General features: G+C 74.7%; 20 protein-coding genes. 13 read left to right on the plus strand and 7 right to left on the minus strand.

What is annotated here, in order from left to right:
* Positions 1–200: 200 nt before the first annotated feature.
* Positions 201–401, minus strand: coding sequence for a DUF7455 domain-containing protein (locus ACFYE3_RS14145; protein WP_017834164.1), 201 nt, complete (start codon positions 399–401; stop codon positions 201–203).
* Between the two features lie 266 nt (positions 402–667).
* Between ACFYE3_RS14145 and ACFYE3_RS14150 the strand changes: the two genes are divergently transcribed.
* Together ACFYE3_RS14150 and ACFYE3_RS14155 are read left to right on the plus strand one after the other, a co-directional pair.
* Positions 668–2,776, plus strand: a complete 2,109-nt coding sequence (locus ACFYE3_RS14150) for a DNA gyrase/topoisomerase IV subunit B (protein WP_387610171.1) — start codon at positions 668–670, stop codon at positions 2,774–2,776.
* Between the two features lie 93 nt (positions 2,777–2,869).
* A complete protein-coding gene (locus ACFYE3_RS14155) occupies positions 2,870–3,922 on the plus strand; it encodes a malate dehydrogenase (RefSeq protein WP_387610172.1) in 1,053 nt (350 codons plus the stop codon).
* Positions 3,923–3,925: 3 nt separating this feature from the next.
* Here the strand turns inward: ACFYE3_RS14155 and ACFYE3_RS14160 are convergent, their stop codons facing one another.
* The gene (locus tag ACFYE3_RS14160; protein ID WP_387610174.1) at positions 3,926–6,427 is read right to left on the minus strand and encodes a DNA gyrase/topoisomerase IV subunit A; all 2,502 of its coding nucleotides are present in this window, start codon (positions 6,425–6,427) and stop codon (positions 3,926–3,928) included.
* A gap of 127 nt (positions 6,428–6,554) precedes the next feature.
* On the opposite strand from ACFYE3_RS14160, the gene ACFYE3_RS14165 reads away from it, so the two are divergent.
* From ACFYE3_RS14165 to ACFYE3_RS14180, 4 genes are read left to right on the plus strand one after another with little or no spacing between them, the layout of a single operon-like run.
* Positions 6,555–9,251, plus strand: a complete 2,697-nt coding sequence (locus tag ACFYE3_RS14165) for a bifunctional acetate--CoA ligase family protein/GNAT family N-acetyltransferase (protein WP_387610176.1) — start codon at positions 6,555–6,557, stop codon at positions 9,249–9,251.
* A gap of 15 nt (positions 9,252–9,266) precedes the next feature.
* Complete coding sequence (locus ACFYE3_RS14170) at positions 9,267–10,784, plus strand: serine/threonine-protein kinase (RefSeq protein ID WP_387610178.1); 1,518 nt, start codon at positions 9,267–9,269, stop codon at positions 10,782–10,784.
* Positions 10,785–10,830: 46 nt separating this feature from the next.
* Positions 10,831–11,541 (plus strand): DUF5998 family protein, encoded by a 711-nt coding sequence (locus ACFYE3_RS14175; RefSeq protein ID WP_387610180.1) that lies wholly within the window; start codon positions 10,831–10,833, stop codon positions 11,539–11,541.
* Positions 11,538–12,713, plus strand: a complete 1,176-nt coding sequence (locus ACFYE3_RS14180; protein WP_387610182.1) for an alkaline phosphatase family protein — start codon at positions 11,538–11,540, stop codon at positions 12,711–12,713. The genes ACFYE3_RS14175 and ACFYE3_RS14180 overlap by 4 nt, the downstream gene beginning before the upstream one ends.
* A gap of 127 nt (positions 12,714–12,840) precedes the next feature.
* Here the strand turns inward: ACFYE3_RS14180 and ACFYE3_RS14185 are convergent, their stop codons facing one another.
* Positions 12,841–13,563 carry a hypothetical protein gene (locus ACFYE3_RS14185; RefSeq protein WP_387610183.1) on the minus strand — a complete coding sequence of 241 codons (723 nt, stop codon included), beginning with the start codon at positions 13,561–13,563 and terminating at the stop codon, positions 12,841–12,843.
* 157 nt (positions 13,564–13,720) lie between these two features.
* Complete coding sequence (gene sepH / locus ACFYE3_RS14190; RefSeq protein ID WP_387610185.1) at positions 13,721–15,085, minus strand: septation protein SepH; 1,365 nt, start codon at positions 15,083–15,085, stop codon at positions 13,721–13,723.
* 300 nt (positions 15,086–15,385) lie between these two features.
* Between sepH and ACFYE3_RS14195 the strand changes: the two genes are divergently transcribed.
* Positions 15,386–15,685, plus strand: a complete 300-nt coding sequence (locus ACFYE3_RS14195; RefSeq protein ID WP_387610186.1) for a DUF4193 domain-containing protein — start codon at positions 15,386–15,388, stop codon at positions 15,683–15,685.
* Positions 15,686–15,778: 93 nt separating this feature from the next.
* Here ACFYE3_RS14195 and ACFYE3_RS14200 read toward each other — a convergent pair whose 3' ends face one another.
* Positions 15,779–16,300, minus strand: coding sequence for a DUF3093 domain-containing protein (locus ACFYE3_RS14200; RefSeq protein ID WP_387610187.1), 522 nt, complete (start codon positions 16,298–16,300; stop codon positions 15,779–15,781).
* Between the two features lie 111 nt (positions 16,301–16,411).
* On the opposite strand from ACFYE3_RS14200, the gene dut reads away from it, so the two are divergent.
* The 4 genes from dut (at position 16,412) to ACFYE3_RS14220 (ending at position 18,760) form a co-directional block, all read left to right on the plus strand.
* Positions 16,412–16,840 (plus strand): dUTP diphosphatase, encoded by a 429-nt coding sequence (gene dut, locus ACFYE3_RS14205; protein ID WP_387610278.1) that lies wholly within the window; start codon positions 16,412–16,414, stop codon positions 16,838–16,840.
* Between the two features lie 70 nt (positions 16,841–16,910).
* Positions 16,911–17,630 (plus strand): DUF3710 domain-containing protein, encoded by a 720-nt coding sequence (locus ACFYE3_RS14210; RefSeq protein ID WP_387610188.1) that lies wholly within the window; start codon positions 16,911–16,913, stop codon positions 17,628–17,630.
* A gap of 3 nt (positions 17,631–17,633) precedes the next feature.
* Positions 17,634–18,038, plus strand: coding sequence for a hypothetical protein (locus tag ACFYE3_RS14215; RefSeq protein ID WP_387610190.1), 405 nt, complete (start codon positions 17,634–17,636; stop codon positions 18,036–18,038).
* Positions 18,035–18,760: a DUF3159 domain-containing protein gene (locus ACFYE3_RS14220; RefSeq protein ID WP_387610191.1), complete on the plus strand. Its 726-nt coding sequence runs from the start codon at positions 18,035–18,037 to the stop codon at positions 18,758–18,760. Before ACFYE3_RS14215 ends, ACFYE3_RS14220 begins: the two co-directional genes overlap by 4 nt.
* A 15-nt stretch (positions 18,761–18,775) precedes the next feature.
* On the opposite strand, the gene ACFYE3_RS14225 is transcribed toward ACFYE3_RS14220, so the two are convergent.
* The gene (locus tag ACFYE3_RS14225; RefSeq protein ID WP_368821231.1) at positions 18,776–19,459 is read right to left on the minus strand and encodes a potassium channel family protein; all 684 of its coding nucleotides are present in this window, start codon (positions 19,457–19,459) and stop codon (positions 18,776–18,778) included.
* Entirely contained in the window at positions 19,459–20,205 is a 747-nt protein-coding gene (locus ACFYE3_RS14230) for a potassium channel family protein (RefSeq protein WP_368821232.1), read from the minus strand. Before ACFYE3_RS14230 ends, ACFYE3_RS14225 begins: the two co-directional genes overlap by 1 nt.
* An 85-nt stretch (positions 20,206–20,290) precedes the next feature.
* Between ACFYE3_RS14230 and ACFYE3_RS14235 the strand changes: the two genes are divergently transcribed.
* Both ACFYE3_RS14235 and ACFYE3_RS14240 read left to right on the plus strand, forming a co-directional pair.
* Positions 20,291–22,291 (plus strand): APC family permease, encoded by a 2,001-nt coding sequence (locus ACFYE3_RS14235; protein WP_387610193.1) that lies wholly within the window; start codon positions 20,291–20,293, stop codon positions 22,289–22,291.
* The gene (locus tag ACFYE3_RS14240) at positions 22,288–23,706 is read left to right on the plus strand and encodes a class I SAM-dependent RNA methyltransferase (protein ID WP_387610195.1); all 1,419 of its coding nucleotides are present in this window, start codon (positions 22,288–22,290) and stop codon (positions 23,704–23,706) included. The genes ACFYE3_RS14235 and ACFYE3_RS14240 overlap by 4 nt, the downstream gene beginning before the upstream one ends.
* The last annotated feature ends 72 nt before the right edge of the window (positions 23,707–23,778 follow it).

Here is a 23,778-nt window from a genome sequence, read left to right on the forward strand (position 1 = left end):
GGACACCGTCCGGGCGCGGGACGCCCACGACGACGGCCAGGACCGGGTCCGTGCACCGCTGCGGTCGCGGCGCCGTTCCCGGTCGGGTGACCGGTGACGTGCCCCGTTCCGGTGACCGGGTCGCGGACCGGGCACGCAGGAGGGCCCCGACACCAGGTGTCGGGGCCCTCCTGCGTGCCCGGCTGCTGCGGGCGTCCCGGTCAGGAACCGATGCGCTCGGTCTCGTCCTGCCAGGTGGCGGCCAGCGGCCGCAGCTTCTGCTCGTTCTTGCGCGCGTGGTGAGCACAGAACAGCAGCTCACCGCCCGTCGACTCGAGGATCACTCGGACGTAGGCCTGGGCGCCGCACGCGTCGCAGCGGTCGGTCGCATTGAGCTCTCGGCTCTCCAATGTTGCGTTCACGGGATCCTCCTCCTGGGTCGTACGCGTTGCACGGGGCACGGGGCCGCCGGTGCGGGTACCCGGGGTCTCGTGGACGCATCGGGGTACTGCTATATACAACCACGACCCTCGGACAATCGATTCCGGTGGGGGCTGTTTTTCGCCCCGGGCGTAGGTCACGGCGCCGGGCGGCGGGCCGGCGCCGTGACCTACGCCCGGGCCTGCGGTGTCCGCCGCCCCGACTACAGTGGTGGGGAATCCCGCCGTCCCCCAGGAGTCGTATCCCCGTGACACCGTCCCGTTCCGAGTACAACGCCCGCCACCTCTCGGTCCTCGAGGGCCTCGAAGCCGTCCGGAAGCGGCCGGGCATGTACATCGGCTCCACCGACTCCCGCGGGCTCATGCACTGCATGTGGGAGATCATCGACAACTCCGTGGACGAGGCCCTCGCCGGCTTCGGCCACCAGATCACGGTGGTCCTGCACGCCGACGGCGCGGTGGAGGTCCACGACGACGGCCGCGGCATCCCCATCGACCTCGAGCCGCGCACCGGGCTGACCGGCGTCGAGGTCGTCTTCACCAAGCTGCACGCGGGCGGGAAGTTCGGCGGCGGCTCCTACAGCGCCTCCGGGGGCCTGCACGGCGTGGGCGCCTCCGTGGTCAACGCGCTCTCCGCACGCCTGGACGTGCAGGTGGACCGCGGCGGGAAGACCTACCAGATGTCCTTCCGGCACGGGGAGCCGGGGCGCTTCGTCGACCAGGGCAGGCCCTCCCCGCACGCCCGGTTCGAGCCCTTCGTGGAGGGGTCGGTGCTCGACGTCGTCGGCAAGGCCAAGCGCGGGGTCACCGGCACGCGGATCCGGTACTGGGCGGACGAGCAGATCTTCACGACGGACGCGAAGTTCAGCTACGAGGAGCTCGCCAAGCGCGCCCGCCAGACCTCGTTCCTGATCCCGGGGCTGCGCCTCACCGTGCGCGACCAGCGGGGCCTGCCCGGCACGCCGGGGGAGTTCGGGACCCACGAGGAGGTGTTCCAGCACGACGGCGGGATCTCCGAGTTCGTGGAGTACCTCGCCGCCGACAGCTCGGTCACCGACGTGTGGCGCTTCCAGGGCGAGGGCCGCTTCAAGGAGAACGTCCCGGTCCTGGACGAGAACGGCCGCTCCAAGCTCACGGAGCTGGACCGCACGTGCGAGGTCGACGTCGCCCTGCGCTGGGGCATCGGCTACGACACGTCCCTGCGCTCGTTCGTGAACATCATCGCGACCCCCAAGGGCGGCACCCACCAGGCCGGTTTCGAGGCGGCCCTGCTGAAGACGTTCCGGAAGCAGATCGAGGCCAACGCCCGCAAGCTCAAGGCCGGCAGCGACAAGATCGAGAAGGACGACGTCCTCGCCGGTCTCACGGCCGTGCTCACCGTGCGGCTGGCCGAGCCGCAGTTCGAGGGCCAGACCAAGGAGGTCCTGGGCACCCCTGCCGTGCGCCAGATCGTGAGCCGGGTCATCGAGAAGGAGCTGACCGCCAAGCTCACGTCCACCGGCCGCCACGACAAGCAGCAGGCCGGGCAGCTGCTGGAGAAGGTCGTGGCGGAGATGAAGTCCCGCATCTCCGCGCGGGTCCACAAGGAGACCCAGCGGCGCAAGAACGCCCTGGAGACCTCCTCGATGCCGGCCAAGCTCGTGGAGTGCCGCTCGAACGACGTGGAGCGCTCCGAGCTGTTCATCGTGGAGGGTGACTCCGCCCTCGGCACGGCGCGGCTGGCCCGGTCCTCCAACTACCAGGCGCTGCTGCCGATCCGCGGCAAGATCCTCAACGTGCAGAAGGCGTCCATCACGGACATGCTCGCCAACACGGAGTGCGCCGCCCTCATCCAGGTCATCGGCGCCGGCTCGGGGCGCACCTTCGACCTCACGGCCGCCCGCTACGGCAAGATCATCATGATGACGGACGCCGACGTCGACGGCGCGCACATCCGCACCCTGCTGCTCACCCTGTTCTACCGCTACATGCGTCCCCTCGTGGAGGCCGGACGGGTCTACGCGGCGGTGCCGCCGCTGCACCGGGTGGAGATCGTCAACGCGGGCAGTACGGCCAACGAGATGGTCTACACGTACTCCGAGCGCGAGCTCGCGGACCTGCTCGCGCGGCTCGAGGCGGAGGGGCGGCGGTACAAGGAGCCCATCCAGCGCTACAAGGGTCTCGGCGAGATGGACGCGGACCAGCTCGCGGAGACGACCATGGACGTCCGGCACCGGATGCTGCGCCGGATCCGGGTCGAGGACGCCGAAGCCGCCGAGCACGCCTTCTCCCTGCTCATGGGCTCCGAGGTGGCCCCGCGCAAGGACTTCATCATCGAGGGCGCCACGCAGCTGGACCAGGAGCGCATCGACGCCTGACCGCACCGGGGCCTGCCGCGCCGGGGGCCGGTGCCGTGGCCCGGCCGCTACGCTGGGCAGGGACGAGCGACCGTCCCTGAGGAAGGACCCCGCATGACCGCCACCGGCCCGCACACCCCGTCCCCTGCCCCCGGCCGGCCCCGGCCGGTCACCGTCACCGTGACCGGTGCCGCGGGCCAGATCGGCTACGCCACCGTCTTCCGGGCCGCGGCGGGCGACCTCCTCGGGCCCGGCACCCCCGTCCGCCTGCACCTGCTCGAGCTCCCGCAGGCGCGGCGGGCCGCGGAGGGCACGGCCCTGGAGCTGCAGGACGGGGCGTTCCCGCTGCTCGACGGCGTGGAGGTGTTCGAGGACGCCGACGCCGCCTTCGAGGGCGCCTCGGTGGGACTGCTCATCGGGGCCCGCCCCCGGTCCCAGGGCATGGAGCGCGCCGATCTGCTGGAGGCCAACGCCGGGATCTTCTCGGTGCAGGGGCGGGCCGTCAACCGTGGAGCGGCCGAGGACTTCCGGGCCGTGGTGGTCGGCAACCCCGCCAACACCAACGCCTACATCGCCGCCTCGCACGCCCCGGACGTCCCGCGCGAGCGGTTCACCGCCCTGACCCGGCTCGACCACCACCGCGCGCTCGCCCAGCTCGCCGCGGCGACCGGGGCACACGTCGACGAGATCGAGGGCGTCGCCGTGTGGGGCAACCACTCCGCGAGCCAGTACCCGGACCTGACCCACGCCACGGTCGGGGGCCGGCCGGCGCTCGAGGTGCTGGCGGGGAAGGGCCACGACCTCGCCTGGGTGGACGACACCTTCATCCCCCGGGTGGCGCGCCGCGGGGCGGAGATCATCGACGTGCGCGGCGGCTCATCGGTGGCCTCAGCGGCCCACGCGGCCCTCTGCCACGTCCGCGACTGGGTCCTGGGCACCGCCGAGGGCACGTGGACGTCCATGGCGGTCGCCTCCGACGGCTCCTACGGCGTGCCGGACGGGCTCGTCAGCTCGTTCCCGGTCGTCTGCCGGGACGGCCGGGCCCGGGCCGTCCCGGACCTGGAGCTGGACGAGTTCTCCCGCACCCGCATCGACCGCTCCGTCCGGGAGCTCGAGGAGGAGCGGGCGGCGGTGGAGCAGATGGGGCTGCTCGGGCCCCGCCGCTGAGCCTCAGCCGTAGGCCGGACCCACCGCGTCGATCACCTGGTCCGTGGGCACGCCCGAGCCGTCCCGGCGACCGTGCTCGGTGGGCAGGGCCCGGGCCACGCCCGATGCCGAGACGGCCTTGGCCGGACCGTGCCCCACCCAGGCCAGGGCCAGTCCCGTCTCGCCCTTCAGGAAGCGGTGCGCGCGCACTCCGCCGGTGGCCCGCCCCTTGGGCGGGTACTCCGAGAACGGGGTGACCTTCACGGAGTACTGCGACATGCCGGGCAGCACCTCGTCGGCGCGGGCGAGGGTCACGACCACAGGCGTCTCGTCCGCGGCGCGCACGGCCCCGAAGAACACCACGGCGTCCCCCGGGACCAGCTTGACCCCGGCGACGCCGCCGGCGGTGCGGCCCTGGGGGCGCACCGCGCCGGCGTCGAAGTGCAGCAGCTTCCCGTCCCGGGTGACGAACACCAGCTCGTCCTCCGTGGCGGCGGACTCGGCGAGACCGACCACCTCGTCGCCGTCCTTCAGTGCGATGACCTCCCAGTCCTCGCGGTTGAGGGGATACTCGGGGCTGACCCGCTTGACCACGCCGTTGCGGGTGCCCAGGGCGAGCACGGCGTTGAGCGGCGCGAGCCCCACGAGCCGCTCCCCGCGGCCGAGGGTGAGGAAGTCCTTGACCGGGACGCCGTCACCCAGCTTCGGGGTGCCCTCGTAGGCGGTCAGCACGGGCACGTCCATCACCTGGACGCGCAGCATGCGCCCGGTCGAGGTGACCGCCCCGATCTCCCCGCGGGCGGTGGCCCGCACCGCGGAGACCAGGGCGTCGTGCTTGATCCGCCGCGGCGGGTCCACCATCGGGACCTGGGAGGACGTGCGGGCGAGCTGGCCCGAGGTGGACAGGAAGACCCAGCACGGGTCGTCGGCGATCTCGAGGGCGAGCCCGCCCGCCGGGGTCCTCCCCGGAGCGGGGGCCGCCGCGGCGGCCGCGGCCGCCGGCAGTGCCTCGGACTCGAGCAGCTCGGTGCGCCGGTCGTCGCCGTGGGTCTCCGCGGTCTCCGCGAGCTCCGCGGAGACCAGGGCCCGCAGCCGGGAGTCGGAGGCGAGGGTCTCCTCGAGCTCGGCGATCTCCCGGCGCAGCTCCTCCTGCTCCTTCTCGAGCTCGATCCTCGAGTACTTGGTCAGCTGCCGCAGGCGCAGCTCGAGGATGTGGTCGGCCTGCACGCGGCTGAGGTCGTACACGGCCATGAGCCGCTCCCGGGCCACGGCCGTCTCGTCGGAGGAGCGGATGATCTGGATGACCTCGTCGATGTCGACGATCGCCACGAGCAGGCCCTCGACCAGGTGCAGGCGGTCGCGCCGCTTGCCCAGGCGGAAGCCGGTGCGCCGCCGGACCACGGACAGCCGGTGCTCCACGTAGACCCGCAGCAGCTCGAGGAGGCCCATGGTGCGGGGCCGCCCGTCCACGAGCGCCACGTTGTTGATCCCGAAGGAGTCCTCCATGGGCGTGTACTTGTAGAGCTGCTGGAGGACGGCCTGCGGGTTGAAGCCGTTCTTGATCTCGATGACGAGCCGCAGGCCGTTCTTGCGGTCGGTGAGGTCCACGACGTCGGAGACGCCCTGCACCTTCTTGGCCTGCGCCGCCTCCTTGATCTTCTCGGTGACCTTCTCGGGACCCACCATGTAGGGCAGCTGGGTGACGACGATGCCCTGCTTGCGGGGGGACACCTGCTCGATCGACACCTTCGCGCGGGTCTTGAAGGAGCCCCGCCCGGTCCGGTACGCGTCGCGGATCCCGTCGAGGCCCACGATCCGCCCGCCCGAGGGCAGGTCCGGGCCCGGGACGAAGCGCATGAGCTCCTCGAGCGTCGCCTCGGGGTGCTCCACGAGGTGGCGGGCGCCCGCGACGACCTCCCGCAGGTTGTGCGGGGCCATGTTCGTGGCCATGCCCACCGCGATGCCGGAGGAGCCGTTGACCAGCAGGTTGGGGAACGCCGCGGGCAGCACCCCCGGCTGGGTGAACTGGTTGTCGTAGTTGGGCACGAAGTCGACGACGTCCTCGTCGAGGTCGGCCGTCAGCGCCAGGGCGGCCGGGGCCATCCGGGCCTCGGTGTAGCGGGAGGCGGCGGGGCCGTCGTCGAGGGAGCCGAAGTTGCCGTGCCCGTCCACGAGCGGCAGGCGCATCGCGAAGGACTGGGCGAGGCGGACCATCGCGTCGTAGATCGCGGAGTCGCCGTGCGGGTGCAGCTTGCCCATCACCTCGCCCACGACGCGCGCGCTCTTGACGTGGCCGCGGTCCGGGCGCAGGCCCATCTGGTTCATCATGAACAGGATGCGGCGCTGCACGGGCTTGAGCCCGTCCCGGGCGTCGGGCAGGGCGCGGGAGTAGATCACGGAGTACGAGTACTCGAGGAAGCTCGTCTCCATCTCGGAGGTCACGTCGATGTCGACGATGTTCTCCCGGAAGTCGGCGGGCAGCTCGTCCTCGGCGGACGGGCGGGAGGGCGCACGGCGGCGTGCCATCACAGCGGGGGGTCCTTCGGTCGTGGGTCGGTCCGGGGCGGGCCCGGCGGCTCGGCGTTCGAGATCGTCCGGGGACGCACCGGGACGCACCGTTGACGGTGCAGGTTTGTCTACTAGCCTGAAGTCTATGGTTCCAGAGACCGCGGACACGGACGACGCCGGGCAGTACCCCGAGTACTGGGAGGCCGACGTGATCCTGCGCGACGGCGCGACGGCGCAGCTGCGCCCGATCTCCCCTGAGGACAAGGACGCGCTTCTGGCCTTCCACCAGTCTCAGTCCGAGAACTCCATCTACCTGCGCTTCTTCTCCTACAAGCCGACCCTCTCCGCCCGGGAGCTGGAGCGGTTCACCCGGGTGGACCACCGCGACCGCGTCTGCTTCGTGCTGCTGCTGGGGGACCGCATCATCGGCGTGGGCCGCTACGACCGCACGGACCGGTACGACGACGCCGAGGTCGCGTTCATGATCTCGGACGCCCACCAGGGACGCGGCATCGGCTCGATCCTGCTCGAGCACCTCGCCGCGGCCGCGCGCGAGAACGGGATCGACCACTTCTCCGCGGAGGTCCTGCCCGAGAACCGCAAGATGCTCCGCGTGTTCGCGGAGGCCGGCTACGAGCTCACCCGCAAGTTCGACGACGGCGTGGTGGTGGTGGGCTTCGACATCGACCCGACCGAGAAGTCGCTGGCCGTGATGGCCGCGCGGGAGCACCGCGCCGAGGCCCTGTCCATGGCCGATCTCCTCTCCCCGTCCTCGATCGCCGTGATCGGGGCGTCGCGGGACCCCGGTCACGCCGGGCACGCGCTGGTCGAGCACCTCGTCGCCTCCGGATTCGCCGGCCGGCTCAGCGGGGTGAGTCCCACGCCCTTCGAGCGGTCGGGGATGACCCACGCCACCTCGATCGGGGAGGTCCCCGAACCCGTCGACCTCGCCGTGGTCGCCGTGCCCGTCGACCAGGTGGCCGACGTCGTGGACCAGTGCGGCGCGGCCGGCGTGCGCGCCGTCGTGGTGGTCACGGGCGGGTACGCCGAGGCCGGAGCGGAGGGGCAGGCCCGGCAGACCGAGCTCGTGCGCCGTGCGCGCTCCTACGGGATGCGCGTGGTCGGCCCGGCGAGCCTCGGGCTCTACAGCACGGCCCCGGAGTCCCGCTTCAACGCCTCGATCCTGCCCGCCGTGCCGCGGGAGGGCCCGCTGGGGCTGTTCAGCCAGTCGGGGGCCATCGGCATGATGCTCAACGCCGCCGCGCTGCGCCACGACGTGGGCGTGTCCACGTACCTCTCCGCCGGCAACCGGGCGGACGTCTCCGGCAACGACATGATGCAGTACTGGGAGGACGACGCCGCGACCCGCGCGTGCGGGCTCTACCTGCAGTCCGTGGGCAACCCGCGCAAGTTCTCCCGCATCGCGCGCCGGCTGTCCCTGACAAAGCCCGTGATCGTGGCCAAGAGCGAGGTCACCGGGCTGCGGCTGCCGCCCGGTCACACCGGGCGCACCACCCAGGCCCCGCCGGGGGCCCTGGACGCGATGTTCCGGCAGGCCGGGGTGATCCGCGCCGACACGAGCGAGCACCTGATGGACGTGGCCGGGATCCTCGCCGGCCAGCCCCTGCCCGCGGGCGCCCGCACGGCCCTCGTCTCCAACGCGCTGGCCCTGGGCCAGCTCATGGAGGACCGGTGCATGCAGCTGGGACTGGACGTCGCGGTGACCCAGGCGGGGGTCCGGACCGCGGACGGCGGCGAGGACGCCCTCGAGGCGCTGCGGACGGCCGTGGCCGGCTGCCTCGGCGCCGAGGCCGTCGACGCCGCGGTGGTCACGCTGATGCCGATCCCGGACACCTCGCCGGAGGCCGTGGCCGAGCTCGTGGGCCGCGTGGGGCGGGAGCACGGCAAGACCGTGGTGGTCGTCTTCACGGGCAGCACCGAGCCCGGGGCCGTCTCCGCCCTCCACCACGCCGACGACGGCCTCGACGTGCCGTGCTTCGACTCCCCGGGGGCGGCCCTGCGCGCGCTCGCCAAGGTGGTGGACTACACCCGGTGGCGCGCCCAGGACCAGGGCCGGCTCGCCGAGCCGAAGGGCATCGACGCGGAGGCGGCCGAGACCTTCGTGGAGACCGTGCTGCCCCGGGTCTCCGGCGACGAGCTGCTCGAGCTGGACGGGGACCAGGCGCGGGCGCTGCTGGAGACCTACGGCATCGGCCTGCTGCCCAGCGAGCGGTTCACGGACCCCGAGGACGCCCCGGCCGCCGCCGCCCGGCTCGGCTACCCCGTGGCCCTGAAGACCACCGACCCCAACCTCCGGCACCGCCTGGACCTGGGCGGCGTGCAGCTCAACATCCAGGACGACGGGCAGCTGCGCGCGGCCATCGAGACCATGCACCGGGCGCTCGCCCCCTTCGGCACCTTCGACCTCGAGGTCCAGGCCATGGCCCCCACCGGCCAGTCCGTGGTGCTCCGGGCCATCGAGGACCCCCTCATCGGCCCCGTGGTCTCCTTCGGGATGGCGGGGGACGCGGTGAACCTTCTCGAGGACTGGGCTCACCGGGTCCCGCCGCTCACCGACCAGGACGTGCGGCGGATGGTCCGCGAGCCCAAGGCCTCCCGCAAGCTCTTCGGCCATCAGGGGGTCCCGGCCGCGGACGTCGACCGGCTCGAGGACCTCGTCTCCCGGGTGGCGCTGCTCAAGGACCGGCACCCCGAGATCGCCCGCGTGGAGCTGAACCCCGTGCTCGTCTCCAGCGGATCCGTGACCGTGCTCGGGGCCTCGGTCGGCATCGGCAACGCCCGGCAGCGGACGGACAGCGCGCGCCGGGCCATGCGCAGCTAGGCGGGCCCGGACTTCGTGGCGGACACCATAGCCGGTCGGTACACCCTCATCGACCACATCGCGCGCGGCGGCAGCGGGTCGGTGTGGCGGGCCTGGGACGGCCGGCTCCAGCAGCTGTGCGCGGCCAAGGTGCTGCGCCAGCGCGACTCCGCGGACCTGCTGCGCTTCGCCCGGGAGCAGTCGGTGAAGCTGGACCACCCCAACGTGCTCGCCCCCTACGGGTGGGCCGCGGAGGACGCGCACGTGGTCATCGCGATGCCCCTCGTCCACGGCGGCACCTTGGAGTCCGCGCTGCTCGACAACGGGGCGGCCTCGGTGGAGCTGACCGAGGAGATCCTGGCCCAGCTGCTCCAGGCGCTGCAGTTCGTGCACGCCCAGGGCTGGGTGCACCGGGACGTGAAGCCGGGCAACCTCATGCTGGACAGCACCGGGACGGGCCGGCCCCACGTCCTGCTCTCCGACTTCGGCATCGCCGTGCGCGTCCAGGACGCCCGGCTGACCCGGACGGGCACGGTGGTGGGGACCCCGGGCTACCTGCCCCCGGAGGCCTACGAACTCACCGACCCGGACCCCGCGCAGGACCTCTACGCGGCGGGCATCACCGCGCTGCGGATGCTGGACCCCTCGCTGGAGCCGCAGGAGAGCCTGGGCCCCAACGACGCGCGCGCGGTGGTGGGGGAGCAGGGCGACCTCGCGGAGCACCTCGCGGCGCTGCTCACCCCGGACCCCGCCCAGCGCCGCGACGCGGCCGTGGCCGTGCTCCACGAGCTCACCGCAGGCTCGGCGCGGCGGCGCTTCGACCCGGCCCGCACGCGTGACGGGGAGCCGTTCGAGGTCTTCGACGTCCTCGATCCGCTGCCGGAGCCGTGGGCGAGCCGGGTGCGGACCGGGTGGGACGGCGGGGACGGGACGGCGGGCGCCGAGCTCGGCGGCGGGATCGACGCAGCGGCGGGCGCGGAGGCCGGCGGACCGCTGCCGGACGGACCCGACACGCTGGACACCGGCGCAGGAAGCTCCGGGAGGAGGACGGCCGGCACCCCGGTGGGCGTCGGCGGGGCGGGCGGCACCGGAGCCGATGGCACCGGGGCGACCGGCCACGAGGTGCCGGACCGCGCGGCGGCCGGGAACGGCGGGTCCGGGCACGGCGGCTCCGGAGGGGGCGAGTCCGGCCCTGCCGACGGTGCGGGGCCCGGCACGGGCCCCGGCCGGGACCGCGCGGGCCGCCGGCCGGTCGCGGGAACGCCCACGGAGGCGCTCGCGCCGCCGGCACGGGCCGGGCGGCGCCGCCGCGGCAGCGCCGTGACGGGTGTGTTCGTGGCCCTGGTGGGGATGACCGCCCTGCTCACCGGCTATCTGCTGCTCGACCCCCTGGGCTCCGCGGACCGGGTGCCCGATCCCGGGGCCTCGCCCACGGTGACGCGCAGCACGGACGGGACCCCCAGCCCAGCGCCGGAGGAGAGCCCCGTGGTGCTGGAAAGGGTCTGCGAGGACACCGGTGGCGGGCAGGAGCGCTGCTACTTCCGCGTGCCCTGAGGGCCCGTGTTGGGAACGGACGCGGCCGTGGGGGAAAATGGCCCCCATGACGTATTCAGGTGAGCGCGGCCAGCGGCTGGTCGAGGACATCAACAAGGCCGGCTTCTACCCGCAGCTGGTGATCGACGTGGTCCAGGACTCCCTGGACGGCCGGTCCCCGGTCTCCCACCTCGTGCAGCTGGAGACCCACATCGACCGGACCGAGGTGCACCGCCACACCACCGTGCTGGTGCTCGCCGAGGACGTGCTGCACGTGACGCACGTGGACGACGAGGAGTTCGACGAGAGCGGCCGGGACGTCGTGGCACGGGTCTCCACGGAGACGGTCGGCATCTCCCAGATCCGCTCGGTCACGCTGAGCTACTCGTACTACCAGCCGGCCAACTACCGGCCGGACAGCCCGATCTCCGAGGTCACCCTCGCCATCGCGTGGACGGGCACCCTGCACGTGGACCTGGCGCCCGCGCTGTGCGAGGACCCCCAGTGCCAGGCCGACCACGGCTACACCGGCACGGCCGCCCGGGAGGACATCGTGCTGCGGATCAGCGCGGAGGCCGACGGCCCGACCGCCGTGGAGGGGGCGCGGGAGTTCGCGCGCACGCTGCGCCGGGCCAATCTCGCCCCGCTGACCGACGGCGCGCAGATCGCCCAGCCGGCCCACGGCCGCACGGCGGCCCCCCGGCGGGCGGCCGCCGCCACTCCCCGCACCCGGTTCACCGACCGGTTCACCGGCCGGGACAGCGGCGCCGCCCGGTGAGGGCGGTCCAGGAGGTCCTGCCCGCGCTGCCCGCCGACCTGCCGGGGCCGCCGCGCTACGGCAGCCGCTCGGTCGCGGAGGTCCTGTCCTCGGCCGCGGCGACCCTGGGCGTGCCCGGCTTCCGGGACGCGCTGGGGCTGCCCTCCGCCCGGAGGGTCGTCGTCGTCATGGTGGACGGACTCGGGCGGGCCCAGCTGCGGGCCCGCGCCGGCCACGCCCCCGGCCTGGCCGGCGCGCCGCATCTGGCCACCCTGGATGCGGCGTTCCCCACGACGACGGCGGCCTCCCTGGCCTCTCTCGGCACGGGCGCCGCTCCCGGGGCGCACGGCCTCGTGGGCTACGACGTGCTGGACCCCGACCGGGACCGGGTCGTGAACCAGCTCGGCGGCTGGGACGCCGCCGTGGACCCCCGCACGTGGCAGCCGCTGCCCACGGTGCTCGAGCGCGCCGCCGAGCACCTCGACGTGGTCACGGTCAGCCGGGGCAGGTTCGCCGGCTCCGGGCTCACCGACGCCGCCCTGCGCGGCGGCCGGTTCATGGCCGCGGAGGGACCGGCGGCGCGGGTCAGCACCGCGCTCGACCAGCTCGCCGCGGGGCGCGACACCCTCATGTACTTCTACTGGGACGAGCTCGACCGCACCGGCCACGCCCGGGGCTGGGAGTCCTGGGAGTGGACGGCCCAGCTCGAGGAGCTCGACGCGTCCCTGCGCCGGCTGGTCGCCCGGGTGCCGGCCGGCACCACGGTGCTGGTGACCGGTGACCACGGCATGGTGGACGTCCCCCGGGACGCCCGCGTCGACTTCTCCGAGCTGCCCGGGCTGCTGGACGGCGTCCGGCACACGGCCGGCGAGCCCCGGGCGGTGCAGCTGCACCTGCAGCCGGACGCGACGGCACAGGACGTCCGGTCGCTCGTGGCCGCCTGGCGCGAGCAGTTCGGGTCCCGGGTGTGGGTCCTCTCCCGGGAGGCCGCTCTCGACGCCGGCTACTTCGGCCCGCCGGCGCTCGTGCGCGACGCGGTGCGCGGGCGCATCGGCGACCTCCTCGTGCTGGCGCGGGAGCCCCTGGCGCTGTTCGACCTGGGCCGGCTCCGCCCGAGCGTCCTGTCCATGGTCGGCCAGCACGGCTCGCTCACCCGCGCCGAGCGGGAGGTCCCGCTGCTGCGCCTGGCCTGAGCGACCCGCGCCCGGGGACCTGCGCGCGGGGAGCGGTGCCCGAGCCGCTGCGCCCGGCCTGAGCGGCCCGCGCCCGGGAAGCGGCGGCCGAGCCGCTGCGCCCGGGGCCTCGACCGGGGGCGCGGGCTCAGGGCGCGAGCGAGGCGTCCCCGTCGGTGTCCTCCTCGGTCGACGGTGCGGCCCCGGCCGCACCGGCGCCTTCGTCGTCCGGGCCTTCGCCGTCGGGGTCCCCTTCGTCCAGGTTGCCGTCCTCCGTGCTGTCACCGTCGACCTCCGCGGGCGCTCCGGGGGTCGCGGGGCCGGGCTCCGGCGAGGACGGCGGTGGCGGCGCGGGGGGTGCGGGAGCCGGCGCGGGAAGCACGGGCTGCGGCGGGGCGGGGGCGGGAACGACGGGCGCGGGCACGACCGGTTCGGGGACCACGGGCGCCGGGGGGACGTACGGCGCCGGCGGCGCCACCGGAGCCGGTGGCGGCGGGGCGGGCTCCTCCGCCGAGGGGCTCGGCGTGGGGGAGGGCGTGCGCGAACGGGACGGCGTGGGCGAGGCGGTGGGTGTGGCGGTCGGCGACCTGGTCACCGTGGGGGCGGGGGTGAACCCGGCCTCCTGGCCCGCGCCGAAGAGGTCGCGCCCCACTCCGCCCAGGTAGAGCGCCGCGACCCCGGCCAGCACCACGAGCACGACCGCGCCGAGGACCAGCCCGGCGACGAACCGTCCCGGGCCGGATCCCCGGACGAGCTCGGCCGGCGTCTCCGGCGTGCCGGAGGCGCCGCGGACGCCGGCGTCGCCGGGCTCCGGGCCGGCGGCGTCGCGCTCGTCGTCCCCGAAGAGGTCGTCCTGGATGGAATTGCCCATGTCGTGCTGCCCCTGACGTGGTGTCGTCCGTCCGGGCCGCACGCGGGATGGGGGAGCGCGCGGACCCGGAGGAACGGCGCGGAGCCGTCCCCTGCTGCGTGCACTCTAACCCGTGCCCGCCCGGCGGCGTCGGACGGCACGCACCGGCGCCGGGGGCTCAGTCGGACGAGCTGCCGAAGACGATCTCGTCCCAGCTGGGCACCGAGGACCGGGCGGCGCGCCGGGCCTTGGCCGTCTTGTTGCGCGGGCGGGGCCGTTCGGGCGTGGCCTCCTCCGCGGGACCGGAGTCCTCGGGCTCCTCGCCGGGGACCGCGGGGGCCCCGGCGGCGGGGCGGTCGCCGGGGGAGTCCTCGCCCGGGACGTCCCGGCTCGTGGAGTCCTCGGCCCCGGGGGCCGCATCGCCGGAGTCGTCCGCGTCCGGCCGCGCCCCGGAACGGTCGGCGTCGACGCCGTCGCTCGGCTCCCGCCCGTCCTGCTGGGCAGCCTCCTGGGCGCCGTTCCGCGCGGGCGGCTCCTCGACGAGCTCTCCGGTGGGCAGGTCGGCGGGCTGCTCGGCGAGCCGGTCGATCGGCTGCTCCGCCGTGCGGGCCGAGGGCTCCCCGACCGGCTCCGGGGCGGCGCCGGTCTCGGGGAACCGGGTGGCCGGCTGGTAGGGACGGTCGAAGACGGAGCTGTCCTCGGGGGCAGAGAGAGGGCGGGGCCGCCGCTCGACGTGCCCCATGCCGCGGCCCAGGATCTCGGCCAGGGCGTCGTCCCCGTCGGCGTCCTCGCCGATGCGCTGCCCGCGGCGGGCCTGCAGGACGTCCAGCAGGTCGTCGGCCTCCACGGCGGACCGGCGCAGCTGCGTGAGCTCGGGGTCGAGGCCCCCGTCCAGGACGCCGAGGCCCGTGCCGAGCGGCGTGTCCGGGGTGCCGGCCTCCGTGAGGGCCTCGGCCCACGCGTTCGCCGGCCGGACGCTCTGGTTCGCCGGGTTGTAGAGCCACTCGGCCAGCGGCTCGTCGTGGGCGGGCGCGGCGGAGCGGTCGACCACCGAGAACCGGGCGACCACCGCCCACAGGTGGTCCTCCCGCTGCCACGAGTCCCACTCGAGGGAGGACGGGTCCACCCCGAGGTCGGCGGCCCGGTGGGCGACGGCGCGGCCCAGGGTGAGGGGCTCGCCCTCGAAGACGGAGTGGTAGCCGCGGTGCGCGGAGCGGTCCTCGATCTCGACCTTCTGGGCCTCGGTGGCGACGTGGGCGCGCTCGGCGAGGATCGGCCACTCGTAGCGGCGGACCCGGGCCGCCTCCCAGCCGCTCTCGGCCACGATCTCCTCGACCGTGGCCCCGGAGCGGAACCGGGCCTGGATCTCGCGGGGCCCGAACTGGCCCGTTCCCCGCTGGCGCGCGCCCGGCAGCCGCCGGGCGCGCTGGACGGCCAGGCGCAGCTCCTGGTCGATCCGCAACAGGTGGCGGGTGCCTGCCTGGTCCTCGACGACCAGGTGCTCACCGTCGTCGTGCACACCTGCCAGGCGCAACTGCTCCATGCTGTCATTCCTCCGGGGTGGTTCTCGGGTGCGCTCGGGGTCGTCGAGCGGGCGCTGCGGGGCGGGTCCGTCGGTCGCGGCCGACGTGCCGGCCGGGACCCGCCCCCAATCCTACTGGCCGTCGCACGACCCCGGCCGGAGGCCGTCCGCGGACGGCCTCCGGCCGCGTGCTCATGGGCCTCGGGGTGGTTGGATTTTTGCCCTCGGATGGTGAACAATCTACGCGACACAGAGCCCGGTGGGCGGCGCAGAGCCGTGCCGGAGCCCGCCCTCGGACCCCCATTGGAGCGAAGACCGGACATGGCCACTGATTACGACGCGCCGCGCAAGCAGGACGACGAGCTCAAGGAGGACTCGATCGAGGAGCTGCAGACGCGCCGCACCGATCCCCAGTCCGGCAGCGTCGACGAGGACGAGGCGGCCGCTGCCGAGAGCTTCGAGCTGCCCGGCGCGGACCTCTCCAACGAGGAGCTGTCCGTCGTCGTGCTGCCGGCCCAGGAGGACGAGTTCACCTGCGGCTCGTGCTTCCTGGTGCGCCACCGCTCCCAGATCGCCCAGGACAGGGGCGGGGTGAAGTACTGCGTCGAGTGCGTGGGCTGAGCCCCGCAGGGTCGAGCTCGTCCGAGCACCGGAAGAACCCCGCCGCGACGGTCGTCGCGGCGGGGTTCTTCCGCGCGGAGGTGCCGGCCGCGCTCACGGGCGCTCGGAGAGCACCTCGACGATCTGCTCGGGGTGCCGGGTCGAGGTGAGCCAGTAGGGCGTGGGGTCCACGGGGTCGGTGATCCGGATCCGCACCACCGGGCCCACGGACGCCCGGAAGTTCATGAAGGCCCGTCCGTCCAGCTCGGGGCCGCGGACCCGGCGGACGTCGTCGCCGCGGAAGGCCTCGGCCTCGCCCACGAACCGCCGCTCGATGCGGGCCCGGCCGACCTGCAGGGACTCGCCGGTGACGACGATGCTGGTGCTGGAGGCCACGAGGGCCACGGCGGTGCCGCCGCCGACGACGACGGCCGCCGCTCCGGCCACCCACGGGTCGATCGGGGCGAGCGCCACCAGGGCGACGACGGCCGCGAAGAGCACGAGCAGCCACATCCACCACGCGGGGGTGAGCTTCTCCTCGTAGAGGATCTCGGCACCGGACCGCTCGGAGGAGGGCCGGCGGGGCTCGCGGGGGCCGTCGGCCGGGGACGCACTGGAGGACGCAGTTCGGGACATGGCTCTAGCGTCTCACGACTGCGCCCGGGGTCCGGCGCGTTAGAGTGGGGCACTGTGAACGACCAGTCGACAGGCCACCGGCCCCCGTCGGGCAACGGGCGCCCGCTCAGCATCGCGCTGCAGGCCCTCGACCCGGAGCTTCCCCTGCCCGCCTACGCGAAGCCCGGAGACGCCGGCGCCGACCTGCGCTCGCGCCAGGACGTGGTCCTCGGCCCGGGGGAACGGGCCCTGGTGCCCACCGGCGTGGCGATCGCGCTCCCCGAGGGGTACGCCGGGTTCGTGCACCCCCGGTCGGGACTCGCGGCCCGGCACGGCATCACGGTGGTCAACGCCCCGGGCACGGTGGACTCCGGCTACCGTGGCGAGATCATGGTCACCCTGCTCAACACGGACGGGTCCGAGCCCTTCACGGTCCGCCGCGGCGACCGCATCGCCCAGCTCGTCGTCCAGCGCGTCGAGCAGGCCGCCTTCGAGGTCGTCGACGTGCTGCCCGGCTCGGCGCGCGGCGGCACGGGCTTCGGCTCCAGCGGCACCGCCTGAATCCACCAGCCGCCCCCCACGAGCTCACGCCACGAGCCGGCACCGCGTGCCGGCGGAGGAGAACGACAACATGTTCGGTCGCAAGAAGAACAAGTCCGCGGCGCAGGACGCCGCCGCCCAGCAGCCGGAGGCCGCGCCGAGCGCGGAGGACGCCGCGGCGGCGCGGCGCCGGGAGCCGCAGGGCCCGCTCGACGTCTCCCAGGTCGACGACCGCGACGGCTACCTCGACCTCGGCGCCGTGCTCGTGCGTCCCCGCAAGGGGCTGGGCGTGCGGCTGGAGGTGGACGAGCGCACGCAGCGCCCCCGCGCCGTCGCCCTGGACCTCGACGGCGGCTCGGTCCAGGTCCAGGCCTTCGCGGCGCCCCGCTCCGAGGGGCTGTGGGACGAGGTCCGCCGCGAGCTCGTGCAGTCGCTGCGCACGGGCAACGGCGAGCCGGCGGTCGAGGAGGGGCCCTTCGGGCTCCAGGTCGTGACCCGCTTCCCGGCCACGGCCTCCGATGGGACCCAGGGCTTCCGCCTCGCCCGCTTCGTGGGCGTCGACGGTCCGCGCTGGTTCCTGCGGGCCGTGTTCACGGGCACCGCTGCGGTGACCGCGGAGTCGGCCGCGGCCCTCGACGAGGTCGTGCGCGAGCTGGTCGTGGTGCGCGGCGACCGGCCCATGCCTCCCCGGGAGCTGCTCACGCTGGTCGTGCCCGAGGACGCGGTCCGCGGGCCCGCCCCGGAGCCGGAGCAAGAGCCGGAGCCCGTGCGCCCGCCGCGGCGGGGCCCCGAGATCACCGAGATCGGCTGAGCCATGACGAGAGCAGGCAACGGGGACGCCCGGCCGACGCCGGGGACGGGGGCCATCGACGTGGTCGCCGAGGCGCCCGTGCGCGCGGGCGACCTCGACCCCTCGACCGCCGCCGGGGGACGCCGCCGGGTGATGGCGACCGGTCTCGTGGTGGAGGTGACCGTGCCCCCGGTGACCGGCGCGCAGAACTTCACCGCCCTGCTCGCGCCCGACTGCCCGCAGGCGCCGGGCGACGCGGACCCGGTCGCCCCCCGGCCGCTGCGCCTCGTGTGGCACGGGCAGCGCACCGTGCCGGGCGTCACCGCGGGGACGAGGCTGCGCTGCGTGGGCGTGGTGAGCTTCCGGGACGGGCGCCCCTCGATGTTCAACCCGCGCTACGAGATCATTGCGAAGCAGGTCAGCAGATGACGGACCCCCAGGACCCCGGGAGCATCGCCGGCGAGCCCCGCCGCGGCCAGGACGTGGAGCGCTCGATGGCCGCCTACGCCGCGCGCTCGGGCATGCGCCGCAAGGACAACGGTCAGCTCGACGTGCTGCACGCCGTCGGCGGCTGGCGCGGACTGGCCGAGACGATCCTGCCGGGCGTCGTGTTCCTCGCCGTGCTGCTCGTCGGCAACACCCTCGGGGTGGCGCTCGTCGCGTCCCTGGGCACGGCCGCCCTGTTCACCGTGCTGCGCCTCGTCCAGCGCCAGAGCCTCGTGCAGGCCGTGTCCGGCTTCGTGGGCGTGGGCGTCTGCGCGCTGTTCGCGCGGGCCACCGGTGAGGCGCTGGACTACTACGTCCCCGGCTTCTGGATCAACGCGACCTGGTTCGGGGGGCTCGGCGTGTCCCTGCTCGCCCGCTGGCCGCTGCTCGGCGTCTTCTACGGCTACATCCGCGGGGAGGGCGCGCACTGGCGCGACGTCCCGGTGCGCCGTCGCGCCTACCAGGTGGCCACGGTCATGCTCATGGCGCTGTTCGCGGCCCGCCTCCTCGTGCAGGTGCCCCTGTACCTCGCGGAGAATCTCACCGGCCTGGGCGTGGCGCGCCTGGTCATGGGTGTGCCCCTGTACGCGCTGACCCTGTGGCTCGCGTGGCTCGTCTCCCGGCCCCCGGAGCAGATCGCCGCCCAGGAGCAGGACACCCCCTGAGACCCGCCGCCGGGCTCAGGCCCGGTGGGGCTCGTGCCGGCCGGCGGTCGTGAACATCGCGCGCAGCTGCGCCTCGCCCTCCGTGGTGGAGACGAAGAAGAGCTGGTCGGCGCCCTCGACCACGTCGTCCCCCGAGGGGGTGATGGGGACCCCGTCGCGCAGGATGGCGACGAGCGTCACGTCCGGCGGCCACGGCACCTGGGAGACCATCGTGGCGATGATCGGGTGCTCGTGCGGCACCGTGTAGGCGGACAGGGTCGCCCCGCCGGTCTGCAGGGTCAGCAGCCGCACCACGTCGCCGACCTCGACCGCCTCCTCCACGAGGGCGGTCATCAGCCGCGGCGTGGACACGGCCACGTCCACGCCCCACGCGTCGTCGAAGAGCCACTCGTTCTTGGGGTTGTTGACCCGGCCCACCGTGCGGGGCACGCCGAACTCGCTGCGCGCCAGGAGGGACACCACGAGGTTCGCCTTGTCGTCGCCCGTGGCGGCGACGACGACGTCGGTCTCCTCCAGCCCGCCCTCCCGCAGTGTGGAGAGCTCACAGGCGTCCCCGATGATCCACTGGGCGCCTCGCAGGTCCGAGCGGCCGATGACCTCGGGCTTCTCGTCGAAGATCACCACCTCGTGCTGGTGGGAGAGCAGCTCCCGGGCGATCGAGGCGCCCACGGCGCCGGCGCCCACGATGACCACGCGCATCAGGATCCTCCCCGGGAGGTGTCGTCGGAGCCGGGAGCGTCGTCGGACTCCCGGCGCAGGGAGTTGGCGAAGTCGAGCACGTCCGGGCCGGGCGGGCGGGACAGCACGCGGGACACGGCCTCGACGTCGTCGGTGCGCATCATGGCGTGCACCACGTCGCCCTGCTGGTAGCTCATGTCGGGGCCCGGCAGGACGCCCTCCCCGAAGCGCGTCACGAACGCGATCCGCACCCCCGTGGCCTCCTGGATCGCATCCAGGTGCAACCCGGACCACGAGTCGTCCAGGGACAGCTCGCCGAGCTGCAGCCGTCCCGAGGCCTCGCGGAAGTCGGCCGTGATCGTCTGCTCGGGAAGGATCCGGCGCAGCGCCTGGTCGGCGCTCCAGCGCACGGCGGCGACGGTGGGGATCCCCAGCCGCTGGTAGAACTCCGCTCGGGAGGGGTCGTAGATGCGGGCCACCACGTGGCGGACCTTGAACGTCTCGCGCGCTACGCGCGCCGCGATGATGTTGGAGTTGTCCCCGCTCGAGACGGCCGCGAAGGCGTAGGCCTCCTCGATCCCGGCCCGGCGCAGCACCTCCTGGTCGAAGCCGAGGCCGGTGACCTTCTTGCCCTCGAAGGACCTGCGCAGCCGCCGGAAGGCGCGGTCGTCCTGGTCGATCACCGCCACGGTGTGCCCGGAGTCCTCGAGGGCGTGGGCGACCATCACGCCGACGCGTCCCACTCCCATGATCACGAAATGCGCCATGCCTCTCAGCCTAGGTCACCCCGGAGGCGCGGCTCGCACGGGGTGCGGCGGACAATCGGTGCGGGACGGACTACCGTGGGGAGCCGTGCAGAGCATTCCCCGGGCGCTGAGGCGTGCACTCGTCGGCAAGCCCATCCACAACGAGCGGTTCAGCGACGCCGTGCTGCCCAAGCGCACGGCGCTGCCGGTCTTCTCGGCGGACGCCCTCTCCTCGGTGGCCTACGCCCCCGACGAGATCATCCTCACCCTCGCCCTCGCGGGGACCACGGCCGTGGCGGTCTCCCCGTGGGTGGGCCTGGCCGTGCTCGTGGTGCTCACCGTGGTGATCACCGCCTATCGGCAGAACGTGCGCGCCTACCCCTCCGGCGGCGGCGACTACGAGATCGTCTCCAAGAACCTCGGCCGGACCGCGGGGGTGGGCGTGGGCGCGGCCCTGATGGCCGACTACGCCCTCGTCGTGGCGGTGTCCATGGCCACCGCCGCCCAGTACGTCACGGCGGCGCTGCCCGCGCTCGCCGGGCGGCGGGTGGAGCTGGCCGTGGCCGGGATCCTCTTCGTGGGGCTGCTCAACCTGCGCGGCCTGAAGTTCATGGGCCGGGCCGCGGCCGTGCCCACCTACTTCTTCCTCGCCGTCCTGACCGCGCTGCTGCTCGTCGGCCTGGGCCAGGACCTCACCGGTTCCCTGGGGGACGCCCCCAGCGCCGGCCGGGAGGTCCTGCCGGCCGCAGGCTTCGACGCCGGGCTGGCCGGTCTGGCGGGCGCGCTGCTGGTGCTCCGGGCCTTCTCCTCCGGGGCCGTGGCGCTGACCGGTGTGGAGACCATCGCCAACTCGGTGCCGTACTTCCGCAAGCCCCGCGCCGCCAACGCGGCGGCCACGCTGGGCGTGCTCGGTGCGCTCTCGGCGGCCCTGCTGGCGGGCGTGCTGTACCTCGCCGACCGCACGGACGTCGTGGTGGTCGGCGACCCGGAGGAGCAGCTGCTCGTCGACGGCCGGCTCGCCGGCCCCGACTTCTTCCAGGACCCCGTGCTGGGCCAGCTCGCCAGGACCGTCTTCGGCACCGACTCCCTGTGGTTCTTCGTGCTCGTCGCCGCGACCGTGGGGGTGCTGATCCTCGCCGCGAACACCGCCTTCTCCGGCTTCCCCACGCTGGCGTCCCGGTTGGCGCGGGACGCCTTCCTGCCCCGGCAGCTGCAGGCGCGCGGGGACCGCTTCGCGTTCACCAACGGCATCCTGCTGCTGCTGCTCGTCGCCGTGGTCCTCACCGTGGCGTTCGGCGCCAACGTCAACAGCCTCATCCAGCTCTACATCGTCGGCGTGTTCGTCTCCTTCACGCTCACCCAGGCCGGCATGGTCCGGCACTGGGCGCACGTCCGGCGGATGCGCCCGCACCCCGGGGTCCGCCGCGAGCTGTTCCTGCGCCGGGCCGTGGCCCTGATCGCCTTCGTGCTGTGCGCGGCGGTGCTCGTCGTCGTGCTCGTCACCAAGCTCACGCAGGGCGCGTGGATCACCATCGTGGCCATCGTGGTGCTCAGCGCCGTCATGGCGGGGGTGCGGCGGCACTACGACGCCGTGGACGCCGAGCTCGCGCTGCAGCCCGACTCCCCGGTCCGGGCCCTGCCCTCCCGGGTGCACGCCATCATCTACGTCTCCTCCGTGCGCAAGCCACTCATGCGCGCCCTGGCCTACGCCCGCGCGTCCCGGCCCTCGACCCTCGAGGCGGTCGTGGTGGACACCAACGCCGCCGCCACCCGCCGGATCCTCGACGAGTGGCGGCGCCTCGAGATCCCGGTCCCCGTGACCGTGCTCCACGCGCCCTACCGGGACACCATCGACCCGGTCCTCGACCACGTGCGCGGAGTGCGCCGCAAGTCGCCCCGGGACCTGGTCGTGGTGTATCTGCCCGAGTACGTGGTGCGGCACCGCTGGGAGCGGCTGCTGCACAACCAGGCCATCCGGCCGCTGCGGGCCCGCCTGCACCAGGAGCGCGGGGTCATGACGGCCTCCGTGCCCTGGCACCTGTCCTCCGCCTCCGGCCAGGACACGGGCCCCGAGTCCGCCCCCGAGCAGAGAGCGCCACGCCCGTGACCCCGTCCCGCCCCCCGGCCCCCGCCGAGCCCGCCGAGCCCACCGAGCCCGCCGGACCCGTCGAGCTCGAGCTGCGCCTGGGCCCCGTCGCCCACGGCGGCCACACCGTGGCCCGCACCGGCGAGGGCCGCGTGGTGTTCGTCCGCCACGGCCTGCCCGGCGAGCTCGTCCGCGTCCGCCTCACCGACAGCGGCCCCGCGGCCCGGTTCTGGCGCGGCGACGTCGTGGCCGTCCACGAGGCGGACCCCCACCGGCGGGCCGAGCACGTGTGGGCCCCGGCCGACCCGCTGCTGACCTGGCGGCGCGGCGAGCCGCCCGTCGGCGGCGCGGAGTTCGGCCACGCCGAGCTGGAGGCCCAGCGCGCCCTCAAGGCCGCTGTCGTCACCGAGCAGCTCACCCGCCTGGCCGGGCTCGAGGTCGGGGTCGACGTCGAGGCCATGCCGGGGGAGGACCCGCAGGGCCGCGGCTGGCGCACCCGCGCGCACTTCGCCGTCGACCCCGCCGGACGGGTCGGCATGCACCCCCACCGCAGCGCGGCCGTCGTCCCGGTGGACGCCTTCCCGCTCGTGGTCCCCGCCATCGACGCACTGCGGCTCGGGCGGCTCGACCTGCGCGGGACGGAGCGGGTCGACGTCGCGGCCCCCGCCGACGGCGGGACGCCGCTGGTGCACCTGAGCCTCGCCGCCGGGGCCGACCGGCACCGGCTGCGCCGCGAGCTCGCACGACTCACCGCGGACCGGGACGTCTCCGTCACCGCCCGCGCCGAGGGGGAGCGCGAGACCGAGACGTGGGCGGGACAGCCGTCCGTCGACGAGCACGTGGGCCCGCACCGGTGGGAGGTCTCCGCCGAGGGGTTCTGGCAGATCCACCGTGCCGCGCCCGCGCTGCTGCACCGGGAGGTTCCCGCGGCCGCGGGGGCCCGCCCCGGGGAGCACGCCCTCGACCTCTACGCCGGCGCCGGCCTGTTCACGGCCGCGCTCGCGGACGCCGTGGGCGGGACGGGCACCGTCGTGGCGGTCGAGGGCTCGCCGGTCACCAGCGCCGACGCCCGTCGCGCTTTCGCCGGCCGGCCGGAGGTCCGCGTCGAGCGGGGCAGCGTCGACAAGGTGCTGGCGCGGACCTGGCCACGGGCGGCGCCGGCCCGTGGCCGCGGCCGCCCGGCCCGGGGCGGCGGCGCGGCCCGCCCCGACGTCGTGGTCCTGGACCCGCCCCGGGCGGGCGCCGGACGGACCGTCGTGGACCAGCTCGTCGCGCTCGCCCCGCGCCGGATCGCGTACCTCGCGTGCGACCCGGCCACGCTGGCGCGGGACCTGGGCCGGTTCCGCCGCGCGGGGTGGCACGTGCGGTCGGTGCGCGCCTTCGACATGTACCCGAACACCCACCACGTCGAGACGCTGGCGGTCCTGGAGCCCTGACGGGCGCCCCGTCCTCTGCGTGACGGCGGCCGGAGGGGCGTTTCGGAGTCACCGGTCTCACACGGGCTACAC

Source organism: Kocuria arenosa, assembly GCF_042879215.1.
GTDB classification, from domain to species: Bacteria; Actinomycetota; Actinomycetes; order Actinomycetales; family Micrococcaceae; genus Kocuria; species Kocuria arenosa.